12 protein-coding genes and 1 pseudogene are annotated in these 14,149 nt (G+C 68.3%); 4 read left to right on the forward strand and 9 right to left on the reverse strand.

From position 1 onward, the window contains the following. Positions 1 to 17: 17 nt before the first annotated feature. The 3 genes from IXW21_RS12330 to IXW21_RS12340 form a co-directional block, all read right to left on the reverse strand. Positions 18 to 3,440, reverse strand: coding sequence for a lamin tail domain-containing protein (locus IXW21_RS12330; protein WP_228528491.1), 3,423 nt, complete (start codon positions 3,438 to 3,440; stop codon positions 18 to 20). A 118-nt stretch (positions 3,441 to 3,558) separates the two neighbouring features. Then, positions 3,559 to 4,578, reverse strand: a complete 1,020-nt coding sequence (locus tag IXW21_RS12335) for an ABC transporter permease (protein ID WP_194764560.1) — start codon at positions 4,576 to 4,578, stop codon at positions 3,559 to 3,561. Then, positions 4,575 to 5,600 (reverse strand): ABC transporter ATP-binding protein, encoded by a 1,026-nt coding sequence (locus tag IXW21_RS12340; protein ID WP_194764561.1) that lies wholly within the window; start codon positions 5,598 to 5,600, stop codon positions 4,575 to 4,577. The genes IXW21_RS12335 and IXW21_RS12340 overlap by 4 nt, the downstream gene beginning before the upstream one ends. 98 nt (positions 5,601 to 5,698) lie before the next feature. On the opposite strand from IXW21_RS12340, the gene IXW21_RS12345 reads away from it, so the two are divergent. Together IXW21_RS12345 and IXW21_RS12350 are read left to right on the forward strand one after the other, a co-directional pair. Then, positions 5,699 to 6,094, forward strand: coding sequence for a YccF domain-containing protein (locus IXW21_RS12345; protein ID WP_194764562.1), 396 nt, complete (start codon positions 5,699 to 5,701; stop codon positions 6,092 to 6,094). A gap of 33 nt (positions 6,095 to 6,127) precedes the next feature. Then, a complete protein-coding gene (locus IXW21_RS12350; protein ID WP_194764563.1) occupies positions 6,128 to 6,589 on the forward strand; it encodes a hemerythrin domain-containing protein in 462 nt (153 codons plus the stop codon). A gap of 9 nt (positions 6,590 to 6,598) precedes the next feature. Here IXW21_RS12350 and IXW21_RS12355 read toward each other — a convergent pair whose 3' ends face one another. Beyond that, entirely contained in the window at positions 6,599 to 7,585 is a 987-nt protein-coding gene (locus tag IXW21_RS12355) for a glycerophosphodiester phosphodiesterase family protein (RefSeq protein ID WP_194764564.1), read from the reverse strand. An 87-nt stretch (positions 7,586 to 7,672) separates the two neighbouring features. Here IXW21_RS12355 and IXW21_RS12360 point away from each other — a divergent pair, with 87 nt between their 5' ends. After that, positions 7,673 to 8,602, forward strand: coding sequence for a Bax inhibitor-1/YccA family membrane protein (locus tag IXW21_RS12360; RefSeq protein WP_194764565.1), 930 nt, complete (start codon positions 7,673 to 7,675; stop codon positions 8,600 to 8,602). A gap of 159 nt (positions 8,603 to 8,761) precedes the next feature. Continuing rightward, entirely contained in the window at positions 8,762 to 9,034 is a 273-nt protein-coding gene (locus tag IXW21_RS12365) for a GlsB/YeaQ/YmgE family stress response membrane protein (RefSeq protein WP_045279323.1), read from the forward strand. An 83-nt stretch (positions 9,035 to 9,117) separates the two neighbouring features. On the opposite strand, the pseudogene IXW21_RS12370 reads toward IXW21_RS12365, so the two are convergent. The 5 genes and pseudogenes from IXW21_RS12370 to IXW21_RS12390 all read right to left on the reverse strand — a co-directional run bounded on the left by IXW21_RS12370 (position 9,118) and on the right by IXW21_RS12390 (position 14,141). Next, positions 9,118 to 10,336, reverse strand: a pseudogene (locus IXW21_RS12370) (RNA polymerase sigma factor). 74 nt (positions 10,337 to 10,410) lie between these two features. Beyond that, positions 10,411 to 10,839 (reverse strand): YciI family protein, encoded by a 429-nt coding sequence (locus IXW21_RS12375; RefSeq protein ID WP_194764566.1) that lies wholly within the window; start codon positions 10,837 to 10,839, stop codon positions 10,411 to 10,413. A 114-nt stretch (positions 10,840 to 10,953) separates the two neighbouring features. Then, the gene (locus tag IXW21_RS12380; RefSeq protein WP_194764567.1) at positions 10,954 to 11,892 is read right to left on the reverse strand and encodes an L-lactate dehydrogenase; all 939 of its coding nucleotides are present in this window, start codon (positions 11,890 to 11,892) and stop codon (positions 10,954 to 10,956) included. Between the two features lie 153 nt (positions 11,893 to 12,045). Next, positions 12,046 to 13,632: a glutamine-hydrolyzing GMP synthase gene (gene guaA / locus IXW21_RS12385; RefSeq protein ID WP_194764568.1), complete on the reverse strand. Its 1,587-nt coding sequence runs from the start codon at positions 13,630 to 13,632 to the stop codon at positions 12,046 to 12,048. After that, complete coding sequence (locus tag IXW21_RS12390) at positions 13,629 to 14,141, reverse strand: DUF3817 domain-containing protein (protein WP_194764569.1); 513 nt, start codon at positions 14,139 to 14,141, stop codon at positions 13,629 to 13,631. Before IXW21_RS12390 ends, guaA begins: the two co-directional genes overlap by 4 nt. Between the last annotated feature and the right edge of the window lie 8 nt (positions 14,142 to 14,149).

Raw genomic sequence — 14,149 nt, forward strand, 5'->3', positions numbered from 1 at the left:
TCCGCATGAGAGATCGATCAGACGGTGCGCCGCCTCTGGCGGACGATGAGACCGCCTGCGATCAGCATCATCATCGCGGCGACCACGGCGATGGCCGGCGCCTCGCCTCCGGTGACCGCAAGCCCCTGCTGTTCCGCGATGGTGATGTCCGCCCATCCGACGAGCGAGCCGTCCGCTGCATACGCCGCGATGCGGTGCGCACCGAGCGCAGCATCCGTGGGGATCGTGACGGTCACCGCGCCCGCGTCCGATGCCGTGCTCGCGCCGAGAGCGACAGGCTCGGAGTACATCCAGACCGCGAGTCGCTCGCCTGCGTGTGCGATGCCCGTGCTGACGGTCACAGTGTCACCGCGACCTGCGACGGACGGGTTCACGGTGACGCCGTTGCGGTTCTCGTCGGTCAGCGCGGAGCCGGGAAGCAGCGTCACCACCTCACCCGGGTTGCCCTCACCGGGGTTCTCACCACCAGGCTGCTCACCCGGGTTCTCCCCGCCGGGCTGCTCACCACCAGGCTGCTCCCCACCCGGGTTCTCCCCGCCGGGCTGCTCACCACCAGGCTGCTCACCCGGGTTCTCCCCGCCGGGCTGCTCGCCACCAGGCTGCTCACCCGGGTTCTCCCCGCCGGGCTGCTCACCACCAGGCTGTTCACCCGGGTTCTCCCCACCAGGCTGCTCACCCGGGTTCTCCCCACCAGGCTGCTCACCCGGGTTCTCCCCGCCGGGCTGCTCCCCACCCGGGTTCTCCCCGCCAGGCTGCTCCCCACCAGGGTTCTCACCAGGGTTCTCCCCGCCGGGGTTCTCCCCACCCGGGTTCTCAGCGACCTCGAACGGAAGGGTGCCCGTGCGCAGCGCCTCAGACGCGAAGCCGTCGGCGAACCACCACACCGGACGCTGCCCGTCCACCGCCAGCGAGGCGGGCCCGGTGGCGAACCCCTCGTTGTTGATGTCGGGCATCGACGTGGGGCGTGCGAAGTGAGCGATGCCGGGCTTGTCGGAGCCGTTGAGGGTGATCTGCGCCGACTGCCCGTGGCATCCGTCGTCGCACACCGCCCACAGCACATCGAGGACGCTGTCGTAGTCGAGCGCCATCACGCCGGGAAGCCCCGGTGCGATCTCCGAGACCAGCGTGGCACCGCCGTCCGCGGCGAGTGCGAAGGCGTAGACGTGTCCGTTGTCCTCGACCGCGACGAAGAAGAGACCGTCGCCGTGACCGGCGTAATCGGTCGAGTCGTATGCCGCGCCGGTGTTGACGTCGAAGAGCTCGCCGTCGAGCGCGGTGTCGGGCACCCACTGCACGGCCTCCATGCCCAGGTTCGCTCCGACGGCAGGCAGCAGCGCCGTGAGGTCCCACTCCTGCTGAGCGACCAGGTCCCCTGCCCCTGCTTCGGGGTCGACCGAGAGGATCGTGTTCTGGTTCACGCCCTTCGCGCTGTTGTCACGCTCCGAGGCGACGTAGACGAGACCGTCCCCGTCGACCGTGATGCCCTCGGTGTCGGGGCCTGCGGCGGCCGGAGCCTCGGCGTCCTTCTGGAACCGCACTCGCTTGCCCGACTCCCAGCCGTCGATCTGCGTGAACGAGCCGTCGGCGTGCACCTCGAGCTTCCAGATGCGTCCCTCGCCGTTGTCGACGGCCCACAGGAATGCGCCGTCCGGGGTCTCCTGCACGTCGAGGCCGGAGCTGTCCTCGAGGAAGGTCGGCGTGCCGTCGAGCACCCGGACCTCCTGCGAACCCGGCCACGGCGACACGGCGATCTCGCCCACGCAGACGTTCGCCGCGTTCTTGGTGCTCTCCGCGGTCACGGCGAAGGCTCCCGTCACGTCGGGGCAGCGACCCCATGTGGTCGCCGCATGCCCTGCACCCCACGTGGTGGAGTCGATGAGCAGGTCACCGTCGAACAGACGCACGGAGTCGCCGTCGCCCAGGCCGAAGCCCAGGTCGGCGCCCTCGATCACGAGGTACCCACCGGCGGGGACCGTGGTCGCGGCCGGGATGGAGTACGAGTGGGTGTCGTCATCGTCCTTCACGACGACGCCCGAGACATCGAGAGCCGACGAGGTCGGGTTGACGAGTTCGATCCAATCGCCGGGCGAACCTCCGTCGGACTCGACCTCGTTGATCCGTACAGGGTTCCCGCACGCGTTGCGCAGCCCCTTGGTCGAGATCGCGATGTCGACGAAGTCGCCGGTACCGTCCGCGCAGCGGGCGAGGACACCCTCGGCATGCGCGGCGTACACGTGCTCGTCGACGACGTTGAGGTTCGCGTCCCGCAGCGTCACCGTGTCTCCGTTGCCGAGCCCGAACACGAAGTCCGTCGGCTGGTCGAAGACGCGATACGCACCGGGCTCGAGCATCGTGCCGGCGGGCAGAGGCGTCGTCTCCGACGCGTGTCCGACGGGATCACCGTCCATCACGGTCCAGCCGGAGAGGTCGACCGGAGTGCTGCCGGTGTTGACGACCTCGACCCAGTCGGTGGTGTCGCCGTCGGACTCGATCTCGTTGATCACGACGTCGGGCATGACGCAGGAGTTCGCCGCCCCCGGCGTCGAGTAGGCGAGCACGAAGGCTCCCTCGCCGTCGGGGCAGCGCGCGAGCGTCGCTGTGGCGAAGTCACCATCGATCGCGGCGTGGCCGCTCCACGGCAGAGTGTCGTCGATCTGCGAGCCCGAGGGGTCGAAGAGACGGATGCGGTCGGCGCTGCCGATGCCGATCGGGTCGCGGAATGCGGTCTCCACGCCGTCGACCAGTCCGATCGAGCCTTCCTCGACGACGAGGAATTCGCCCGCGGCGATCTCGGTGCCCGGCAGGAACTGCCAGCGGTGGTCGTCGGAGTTGTCGCGGATCTCGTATCCCGAGATGTCGAGAGCGGCATCGCCCGCGTTGTGGAACTCGACCCAGTCCGCCGGCTGCGAGTCCACTTCGTTGATCACGATGCTGCCGCCGAGCGGGTTGTCGGCCGCGAACACGTTCGCCGCGCCCTTCGTCGACTCGGACGTCTCCGCCCACCCCACGGTGCCCTCGACCTCGCGCGCACCCCACGTGACCGCAGCGTGAGCCGCCCACGATGTCTCGTCGACGAGCGCGGTGCTCGGGTCGAACAGGCGCACCTGGTCTTCCTCGCCGAGTCCGAAGGTGAATCCGTCGCCTCCCGCCGCCACCTGGTCGAGCACGAGGTAGGCGCCGGGCTCGACGATCGTCCCCTCGGGGAACGTGTAGGACTCGTCCTCGCCGTTGTCCTTGACGACGAAGCCGCTGAGGTCGACGGCGGCGTCCGACGTGTTGAGGAACTCGATCCAGTCGCCGGGGTCTCCCCCGCTCGACTCGACTTCGTTGATGCGGACGCCAGGTTCGGCGCCGGTGGCGGCGAGGGGCGCGGCGAGCAGTGCGGCGGCGCTGAGCACGCACACCGTCGTGATCGCAGCCGCGGAGTGCAGGCGGGACATGGGACTCCTGAGGAAGGCAGACGGGTTTCACCCCACATCACCGATTCCGCATGACCCCCCGACGTCCGCCCGGTGCACGGATGGTGAACGGCCGGTGGCCGTTCACCATCCGCACAGCTCACGCGATGCGCGTCCCCGGGGGCAACCGCTTGGCGGGAGTCCGGGTGCGCGACCAGGCTCCGGCGAACAGCGCGCCGGCGATCACGATCTGCACCCCCAGGCCCACGAACCAGCTCGGCACCGTGCTGTCGATGATCTCCTGCGGGGTCGGATACTCGTACGGATCGGACGCGCACTCGTCCCAGCGCTGATCGATCGGGGACTGCTGCGCGCTGCGCACGCCGAGCTTGATCTGACCGAACATGTCGACGGGGTAGCCCTCCGGGCTGAGCTCCGTCGGCGTCGCATCGGCGAGCACCACGAAGGGGTTCGCCGCGAGCACCCACCAGACGAGGTCGAAGCGGGGCACCTCGGTCGTGTAGGTGTCCCACGACTCGCAGTCGACGTTGCCCACGTCGTCGTAGGGTCTGCTGTACTGCGTCGTCTCGGTGCGGATCGCCATGCCTCCGAGGGCGAAGACGATGAGTGTGCCGATCGTGAGACCAGCGATGACCAGGTACGTGGTCGCGACAGAGAACAGAGGCCGGGCGATGAGGCCGCTGAGCCCCACGCCGATCGCTGCGACGATGATGATCTCGGCCACGAGCACGAGCAGCGACACGAGCAGCACGAGCGGGTTCGATCCTCCCCCGAGCAGCGAGATCGCCAGGAACGGGATCGCGACGATCAGGAAGGCGAAGCCGGTCGCCACGGCGGCGACGAGCTTGCCGAGCATGATGTCGCCGGTAGAGACCGCGGTCACCTGGACGGCCGCCAAAGTCGCCGCCTCGCGGTCGCCGTTGATGGCGTTTCCGCTCAGCGTCGGAGAGACGAGCGCGACCAGGAGCAGCACCATGTTCACCACGATCGAGAACACACCGGCTCCGACGAACTCGCCCCAGGCATAGACCGCGAAGGACAACGCGGTCACACCGATCAGGACGACGGCGAAGACACCGAGCAGGATGTACCAGCCGACGCTGCGCAGTCGCTGGGTCAGCTCGAGACGCGCGATGATGCGGATGTTCGTGAGGCTCATGCTCCCGCCTCCTCGGCGTTCGGGGCGGCGGGCGGGGGTGGCGGCGCCGTGGGCGGCGCCGGTGCCGGTGGGGCCGAAGCCGTCGCGGCAGCCGCCGCGGCGGCCTGGTGGTTGAGCGTGAGGAAGGTGTGTTCGAGCGCACTCTGCGCGGGTGCGAACTCCGAGACGCTGAGCCCGGCGTTCACCAGGGCATGCAGCCCGAGGGCGGCCGCGTCCTCACTCTCGAACCCGACGAGCACTCCCCCACGGTCGGCACCGAGCGACTCCAGGGGGATGCCGAGAGTCTGCGCCACCTGCCACGAGTCCGCGTTCTGCCGCGCGGCATCCGCCCCCACGAGCCGGATCCGCCAGGCGCGGCCCGTCGCCTGCGCGGGAGCGGCATCGACGACCGAACCCGCGACGAGGAAGACGGCATCGTCGACGACCTCCTCCAGCTCCGAGAGGATGTGGCTCGAGATCAGCACCGTGCGCCCCTCTGCGGCGAATCGTCGCAGCAGCACCCGCAGCTGGATGCGCGCCTCGGGGTCGAGCCCCGACGCCGGCTCATCGAGCAGCAGGACCTGCGGGTCATGCACGAGCGCGCGGGCGAGGCCGAGCTTCTGCTTCTGACCGCGGGAGAGCACCTTCGCCGGCGAGTCGGCGAGAGCACCGAGATCCACCAGTTCGAGCAGCTGCGACGCCCTGGCTGACGCCTCCTGTGGCGGGATGCCGTACAACCGCGCCGTCGTCGTGATCGTCTCGCGAGCGGTCAGCGAGGGCCAGGCGCCGAGCGAGTCCGGCATCCAGCCGAGCAGCCGCCGAGCAGCGAGCGGGTCCTCAGAGGGATCCACCCCGCCGATGCGGATGGTGCCGGCGTCGGGAGCCAGGAGCGACGCGAGCATGAGCAGCAGCGTCGTCTTGCCTGCGCCGTTGGGTCCCACGAGTCCGGTCACCCGCCCCGGTTCTGCCCGTAATGTCGCGGCTCGCACCGCGTGGACGCTCCCGAAGGATCTGCTGACGCTGTCGACGATGATTCCGGTCATGCGGTCAGTCTGGCATCGACACCGGCCCGATTCCGCGAGACCGAAACGGATCCTCAGCGAACCGGCAGATGCTCAGGCGTCAGTGCGAGGATCGTGTCGTGCGCACGATCCTGAACATCATCTGGCTCATCTTCGCCGGACTCGGCCTCTTCCTCGGCTACATGCTCGCGGGAATCCTGCTGTGCATACCGATCGTGACGATCCCCTGGGCGATCGCGTCTTTCCGCATCGCGCGCTACGCGATCTGGCCCTTCGGTCGCGAGATCGTCAGCAAGCCCACCTCGGGCGTCGGGTCCTTCCTCGGCAACGTCCTCTGGCTGATCCTCGCCGGCTGGTGGCTGGCGATCGGCCACATCGTCTCGGGCCTTCTGCTCTGTGTCACGATCATCGGGATCCCGATGGGCATCGCCGACTTCAAGATGGTTCCGGTCTCGCTGATGCCCCTCGGCAAAGAAATCGTGTCGCGCAAGGGTGCCTTCGATCGCACACTCTGACGTCTCGCGCGGGCCAGCCCTAAACTGGCCGCGATGGATGCCGACCGCCTGATCGCCTGGGACGAGGAGCTCCGTCGCGCTCACATCCGGCTCCGCGCGGCTCTCGACGCGACACGCTCAGCCCTCGACCACGACTCGGACACCCACGGGGTGGCATCCGACCTCGCCCTGTTCTGCATCGGTTTCTGCTCCGCCCTCGACGGGCATCACCTCAGCGAGGATCGTGCACTCTTTCCCGTGCTGCGCGAAGAGCATCCAGAGCTGGGCGACGTGATCGACAAGCTCATGCAGGATCATTCGATGCTCGCCCACCTGCTCGGCGGGCTGCGAGCGGCTGTCGAGAGCGGCGAGAACGCCGAGACGATCGAGCGTCACCTCGACGGCATCGGGGCGATCATGGAGTCGCACTTCCGTTACGAGGAGCGCGAGATCCTGACGCCGCTGCGCGCGCTGCACCTCGATCGGCCTGTGCCGTCGGTGCTTGGCCCGCTCTGAGAAACCGCATCAGTCGCGGAAGAAGCCGACTCCGAGATCCGGGTGATCGACGAAGACCCCGTCGACCCCTGTGCGGGCGATCACTCCCCACTCGGCCTCGTAGTCGCCATAAGCTCCCTTGCCGCCTGCGCCGCGGAACTCCGCCGCCAGGAACCGGTTCTCCGGGCGGCACGTCCAGGTGAAGACGGTGAGACCCCGGGCGTGGGCGTCGGCGACGATCGTGCTGCCCGTGGCGAGCAGCATCCGCTTGTCGACGCTGATGCCGTCGACGACTCCTGCCCAGTGGTCGAGGCCGTCGGGCGTGACGGCCTGCGGGTATGTCTGCGCCTTCGCGCCGTGCTCGACGAAGAGGTCGAACGGGCGTCCGGCCGCCTCGATGAGGTAGACGTAGGACGCCGCGATCCCGCGATCCTTCAGCTGGGCGAGCACCGTCGACTCGAACGACTCGACGATCAGCGGCAGTTCGCCGGTCGCCCAGCCCGCCGCCCGCAGATCGCGCTCGATCAGCGGTGCCAGCTCGAGGCCGATGCTCGCGAAATACGTGGCGTGCTTGATCTCGAGGACGACCCCGATCTCCCGCCCGTACTCGGCGGACCCCTCTCGCACGATGTCGAGCACGTCGATGAGACGGAGGATCGCCTGCGAGCCGCTGAAGCTCGCGCTCGACGCGCGCACCTCGGGGAGCCGCTCGCGGCTGCGCAGGGTCGCGAGCTCTTCCCACGTGAAGTCTTCGGTGAACCAGCCGGTGAGGGCCTCGCCGTCGACCCGCTTGGTCGTCTTGCGATCGGCGAACTCGGGATGCTCGGCGACATCGGTCGTGCCGGAGATCTCGTTCTCGTGGCGAACGATGAGCACGCCGTCCTTGGTCGCCACGACATCGGGCTCGACCGCGTCGACCCCCATCGCGAGCGCCAGCTCGTAAGAGGAGCGACTGTGTTCGGGACGGTAACCGGGCGCACCGCGGTGCCCGATCACGAGAGGCGATTTCCTGGGCACGCTCTCAGCGTAGGACACCCTGATGAACCCGCATTCCGGCTATCGTTGAGGAAAGAGACCTACAACCCACTTTGGAGTGAGGCCCACATGAGCAACTTCGCCTTCAACAACCCGGCGTTCCAGCAGCAGGATCCGCGGAATGTCGCGACCTACCCGGGCGCGCCGCAGGGCGCTCAGGGGGCACAGGCAGCATCGTTCCAGCACGGCACCATGGACGCCGCTGCGAACGCGCAGCTGGAGGGCATGTACGCCGCTCCGCCCGCCGGCGCCATCGAGACCGACCGCATGTCCGTCGAGGACACCGTCTGGAAGACCGCCGGACTCTTCGGGATCCTGCTCGTCACCGCAGCCGTCGGCTGGTTCCTGACGCTCGGAGGCGTCGCCGCCCCTGAACAGAACCCGTACAACCAGTTCCAGCCGAACCTGCTGCCGTGGATCGTCGGCGCGCTCGGTGGTTTCGTGCTCGCGATGGTCATCTCGTTCACGTCGCGCAAGAAGGTCCGCCCCGCGCTGATCTTCGCGTACGCGGCGTTCGAGGGTCTCTTCATCGGTGGCATCTCCGCGTTCTTCGAGGTGCTCTACCCCGGCATCGTCTTCCAGGCCACCCTCGCCACCGTCTCGGTGGTCGGCGTGACCCTGGCACTCTTCGCGAGCGGCAAGATCCGTGCGTCGAAGAAGGCCACCAAGATCTTCATGATCGCCATGATCGGCTACCTCGTCTTCTCGCTGCTCAACGTCGTGCTCACCTGGACCGGCGTCCTCGGCGAAGGAGCGGCCTTCGGTCTGCTCAGCAAGGTCGAGATCCTCGGCATCCCGCTCGGTCTGATCATCGGCGTGCTCGTCGTCATCATGGCCGCGTACTCGCTGGTGCTCGACTTCGACCAGATCCAGCAGGGCGTGCGCAACGGCGCTCCCCGCAAGTACGGCTGGCTCGGCGCCTTCGGCATCATGGTCACGGTCGTCTGGCTGTACGTCGAGATCCTGCGAATCATCGCGATCGCCCGCGGCAACAACTGACCTCCGGTCACTCGAAGAGGCCCGTCTCCTTCCGGAGGCGGGCCTCTTCGCATACTCGAAGGCCTCGGCGCAAGGGGTTGGCTGATAATCAGCTGGGAGGGCACAGTGGATCACACGAGCCCTGGCACCCCGGGGCTCACGAAAACAAAGGAGCTGAACATGAGCTTTCTCGGATTCCTTCTTCTCGGCCTGATCGCCGGAGCCATCGCGAAGCTGATCCTTCCCGGCAAGCAGGGCGGCGGATGGTTCATCACCCTCCTGCTCGGCGTCGTGGGCGCACTGCTCGGAGGATGGCTCGGAAGCCTGATCCTGAACCGTCCCCTCACGGAGTTCTGGGACCTGGGCACGTGGCTCCTCGCCATCGGCGGCTCGATCATCGTGCTGCTGATCTACGGCCTCATCGTCGGTCGCGGCAGCAAGGCCCGCAGCTGACCACATCGCGCATGGCGCGGTGACAGAACCGCCCTCGTCGGAAGCGCTGCTTCCGACGAGGGCGGTTCTTCGTGCACCTGCCGTCACCGCCCCCTGGCCTTGGCCTCGAGCACGGCCCGTTCGCGATCGTTGCCCGCGAGGGCGGCGGCGACGGCGAACTCACTCCGAGCCTCCTCGTCGCGTCCGAGCCGGAGCAGCATCTCGCCCCGCGTCGCGGGCAGCAGGTGGTAGCCGGCCAGAGCTCCCGAGGCGGCGAGCTGATCGATGATCTGCAAAGCGGATGCCGGACCGGTCGCCATCGCCACGGCTGCGGCGCGGTTGAGCTCGACGACCGGCGACGGCGCGATGCGGCCGAGTGCCTCGTACAGCAGGACGATGCGCTCCCAGTCGGTCTCGTCGACGGATGCCGCGAGCGCGTGGCACTCCGCGATGGCCGCCTGCAGGCCGTAGTGGCCGCGACCGGAGCCGAGCGCGTCCGCGGTCGCCAGCGCGGCGCGGCCTCGCGCTATGCGGCTGCGATCCCAGCGGCGTCGGTCCTGGTCGGCGAGCAGCACCGGTTCTCCGTGCTGGTCGAGACGAGCGGGGAACCGGGCGGCGGTCAGCTCCATGAGCGCGAGAAGGCTGTGCACGTCGCGTTCTCGGGGCATCAGCGCCACGAGAACACGCGTGAGTCGGATCGCCTCGAGACTCAGCTCCGGGCGCATCCACTCAGGACCGCTGCTGGCCGCATGGCCCTCGTTGAAGATCAGGTACAGCACGCCCAGGATCCCGCCGAGCCTCGCGGTGTGCTCGTCGCGGGAAGGCATCTCGAAGGGCACGTGCGCGGCGGCGAGGGTCTTCTTCGCACGGACGATGCGCTGCTGCACCGTGGCCGTCGGCACGAGGAACGCCCGAGCGATCTCCTCACTCGACAGACCACCCACCACCCTCAGGGTCAGCGCCACCTGCGCCTCCCGCGAGAGCACAGGGTGGCACGAGATGAAGATCAGCCGGAGCACGTCGTCATCGACGGCATCCGGGTCCCAGGGAGGCGCGTCCGCGGCCTCAGCCTGCTCGCGCTCCAGGTCGTGCGCGATCACCGCCATCCGCTCGTCCAGCCGCTCTCGGCGCCGCCAGCCGTCGATCGCCTTGCGCTTCGCGACGGCCGTCAGCCACGCCGCGCCGTTGCGCGGCACGCCCTCGGTCGGCCCACTGCCTCAGGGCATCGAGCAGAGCTTCCTGTGCGAGATCCTCCGCGAGGCTGAAGTCGCCGACCACCCGGGTGAGGGTCGCGACGATCTTCGCCGACTCGATGCGCCACACCGCGGCGACGGCCCTCCGCTCACTCTCGTCGTGTGCGGAGCGGGCCGCCTCGCTGAGTGCCCGGGTCGGTCATCTCACCGCTGAGCGCGACGCGCCTCTTCCTCTTCGCGCCAGCCCTTCTCCTTCTCGATCCACTCGTTGTCGGCCGGGAAGTCGGACTCGTCGGTCACCAGCCGCACCTCGAGGAACGAGCCCTTGCCGAGCGGTGCCCGACTGGCCCATTCCGCCGCCTCTTCGCGACTGGACACCTCGAGGATCCAGAAGCCGTTGAACAGCTCCTTCGTCTCTCCGTAGGGGCCGTCGGTGATGAGGGGCTTCTCGCCGCTGAAGTCGACGACGAAGCCCTCGGCGGCGTCGCTGAGGCCCTCGCCCGCCGCCAGCACACCGGCCTTGATCATCGATTCGTTGTAGGCGCCCATGGCCGCGATGACCTCTTCGAACGGCATCTCCTTGTACGCCTCGACCGCTTCGTCGTTCGAGCGCATGATCAGCATGTACTTCATGATGTTCTCCTTGGTGGGTGGGGCCGCTTCTCGACCCTCTCATTGAAGACGTCGAACGGGAACGACCCGGATCGACATCCTCGACCGAAACTCTGAAACTTTCTGCGAACGGGGTCAGCCGAGTTCGTCGATCGCGGCCCGGATCGCATCGGCGGACGCCCGCAACAGGCTCAGCTCATGTTCGTTCATGGGCGTCTCGGCGAGCGGCACGGCACCCGCTGCCCCGACCACCGACGGCACCGACAGGGCGACTCCCTGCAGACCGTATTCGCCGTCGAGCACCGTCGCGACGGGAAGCACCGCCCGCTCGTCGTGCAGCACCGCCTCGGCGATGCGGGCGCAGCTGACACCGATCGCGAGGTTGGTGGCGCCCTTGCCGCGGATGACCGCGTACGCGGCATCCCGCACCTCGATCGCGATGCGGTCGAGCTCCTCGGTGGTGAAGGGCTCTTCGGCGGGCCAGTCGAGGATGGGGACGGAGCCGATCGTGGCGTTCGACCACAGGGGGAACTCGGTGTCGCCGTGCTCGCCCACGATGTCGGCGTGCACGCTCGCAGTGCTCACATTCGCCCGATGCGCGAGACGCCAGCGCAGCCGCGACGTGTCGAGCACGGTGCCCGACCCGAACACCCGATGCGGCGGAAGACCCGAGACGCGCTGCGCGACGACCGTCATCACATCGGCGGGGTTGGTGACGATGATGAAGACCGCGTCCGTAGCACGCTCGACGAGCTGCGGCATGAGGGTCTGGAGCAGACGAGCGTTGATCCCGGACAGCTCCATGCGGGTCTGCCCCGGCTGCTGCTTGGCACCCGCGGTCACCACGATCACGTCGCTGCCGTCGACGACGGAGAGATCAGAACCGCCACTCACGGCCGCGGAGGTGAACTGCGTGCCGTGGGCGAGATCGAGGACCTCGGCATCCACCTTGTCTGTGGCGATATCGTAGAGCGCGACTTCGGCCGCACTCCCCCGGATCAGTGCCGCATACGCGACACTCACCCCGACGCTGCCCGCACCGATAACCGTGATCTTCGTCCGTGCCTTGGTCATACGCTCATCCTGCCCGAAATACCGCGAACGGGCACGGACCGTGATGGTCCGTGCCCGTTCGATGTGACCGGAGCATGCGCAGAGCACTCACTCCCACTCGCCCGCTGGCGCGGTCGAGTGCCACCAGCGCCTCTGCGAGCGGGAGCTCCTGCGTCACTCCCACTCGATGGTCCCCGGCGGCTTCGACGTCACGTCTAGCACGACGCGGTTGACGTCGCGGACTCCGTTGGTGATGCGGTTCGAGATCTTCGACAGCACGTCGTAGGGCAGGCGCGTCCAGTCGGCGGTCATGGCGTCTTCGCTCGACACCGGACGCAGCACAATCGGGTGCCCGTAGGTGCGGCCGTCGCCCTGCACCCCCACCGAGCGGACGTCGGCGAGCAGCACGACCGGGCACTGCCAGATCTCCTGGTCCAGGCCGGCCTTGGTGAGTTCCTCACGCGCGATGGCATCGGCCTCACGCAGGATCTCGAGACGGTCCTGCGTGACCTCGCCGATGATGCGGATGCCGAGTCCCGGTCCCGGGAAGGGCTGGCGGCCGACGATCGCCTCGGGGATGCCGAGCTCGCGGCCGATCGCACGGACCTCGTCCTTGAACAGGGCGCGCAGCGGCTCGATCAGCTCGAAGTCGAGGTCGTCGGGAAGCCCGCCCACGTTGTGGTGCGACTTGATGTTGGCGGTGCCCGCGCCACCACCCGACTCGACGACGTCGGGGTAGAGCGTGCCCTGCACGAGGAACTTGACCGGGGCACCACCCGAGGCCTTGGCCTCGGCGACGAGGTCGAGCTGCACCTTCTCGAACGCGCGGATGAACTCACGCCCGATGATCTTGCGCTTCTCCTCGGGGTCGGTCACGCCCTTGAGGTGACCGAGGAAGGTGTCGGCCGCGTCGACCGTGATCAGACGGACACCGGTGGACTCGACGTAGTCCTTCTCGACCTGCTCGCGCTCGCCCTTGCGCAGCAGACCGTGGTCGACGAACACAGCCGTGAGCTGGTCGCCGATGGCCTTGTGCACGAGAGCCGTCGAGACGGCCGAGTCGACACCGCCGGAGAGGGCGGAGATGACACGGGCGTCACCGACCTGCTCGCGGATGCGCTCGATCTGCTCGGCGATCACGTTGCCGCTGTTCCAGTCGGACGCGAGGCCCGCGCCCTTGTGCAGGAAGTTCTCGAGCACCTGCTGACCGTGGTCGGAGTGCTTGACCTCGGGGTGCCACTGCACGCCGTAGAAGCCGCGCTCCTCGTTCGCGAATGCCGCGACCTTGGTGGCGTCGGTGGTGGCGAGCACGTCGAAGCCCTCAGGAGCCTTGGCGACCTGGTCGCCGTGGCTCATCCAGACGTTCTGCTCGGCCGGCTGACCGCCGAGCAGCGTGCCACCGTCACCGGAGATCACGGCATCCGTGGCGCCGTACTCGCGCAGGCCGGTGTTCGCGACCTCGCCACCGAGCGTCTGCGCCATGTACTGGAAGCCGTAGCAGATGCCGAGCGTCGGGACACCCAGTTCGAACACGGCCGGGTCGAGACGCGGAGCGCCTTCTTCATAGACCGACGAGGGACCGCCCGAGAGGATGATCGCGACCGGGTTCTTCTCGGCGATCTCGGCGGCCGTGGCGGTGTGCGGCACGATCTCGCTGTAGACACCTGCCTCACGCACGCGACGGGCGATCAGCTGCGCGTACTGCGCGCCGAAGTCGACGACGAGCGCCGGGCGCTGCTGGGTCTCGGACTGTTCGGTCACCGGACACCTTCCGTGGCAGGGGCGGAGGCCTCGGCGGCCTCACGAGTGGAGAGATAGGTCTTGACCTCGCGCGCCACGATCGCCTCCATGAAGAAGGAGAGCAGCGGAACGATACCGCCGAGGGCGAGCAGGATGAATCGCGGGAACGGCCAGCGCATGAGGCTCCACACGCGGAAGCATGCGAAGAGGTACACCACGTAGAACCAGCCGTGCGCGACCAGGATGAACAGCGATAGGTTGACGCCGTCTCCGAGGGAGGTCATCTCGCACGAGTTCGTCCACGGAGCGAAGAGCGACCACCATTGGCAGTCGGGACCGGCGAGCACCCCGGCGAACCAGAGGAATCCGCCCGAGCCTCCCGCGAAGAGTTCGAGGTGGATCGGCGTGTACTTGAGCACCATCTCGGCGAGCAGCAGGAGCAGCATGACTCCGGTGATGATCGACGCGATCTGGTAGAACTTCAGCGCACCGCGGATCGCCGGAAAGCTGGCGACTTTCGGTTCGGGCATGACACCAG

Origin of the sequence: Microbacterium sp. UFMG61 (genome assembly GCF_015354505.1) — a bacterium.
Classification (GTDB): domain Bacteria; phylum Actinomycetota; class Actinomycetes; order Actinomycetales; family Microbacteriaceae; genus Microbacterium.

Coding starts and splice junctions, on each gene's coding strand:
- IXW21_RS12390 (WP_194764569.1), bottom strand. CDS start 14,141: ATGCCCGAACCGAAAGTCGCCAGCTTTCCGGCGATCCGCGGTGCGCTG.
- IXW21_RS12340 (WP_194764561.1), bottom strand. CDS start 5,600: ATGACCGGAATCATCGTCGACAGCGTCAGCAGATCCTTCGGGAGCGTC.
- IXW21_RS12360 (WP_194764565.1), top strand. CDS start 7,673: ATGAGCAACTTCGCCTTCAACAACCCGGCGTTCCAGCAGCAGGATCCG.
- IXW21_RS12375 (WP_194764566.1), bottom strand. CDS start 10,839: ATGAAGTACATGCTGATCATGCGCTCGAACGACGAAGCGGTCGAGGCG.
- IXW21_RS12335 (WP_194764560.1), bottom strand. CDS start 4,578: ATGAGCCTCACGAACATCCGCATCATCGCGCGTCTCGAGCTGACCCAG.
- IXW21_RS12350 (WP_194764563.1), top strand. CDS start 6,128: ATGGATGCCGACCGCCTGATCGCCTGGGACGAGGAGCTCCGTCGCGCT.
- IXW21_RS12380 (WP_194764567.1), bottom strand. CDS start 11,892: ATGACCAAGGCACGGACGAAGATCACGGTTATCGGTGCGGGCAGCGTC.
- IXW21_RS12330 (WP_228528491.1), bottom strand. CDS start 3,440: ATGTCCCGCCTGCACTCCGCGGCTGCGATCACGACGGTGTGCGTGCTC.
- IXW21_RS12365 (WP_045279323.1), top strand. CDS start 8,762: ATGAGCTTTCTCGGATTCCTTCTTCTCGGCCTGATCGCCGGAGCCATC.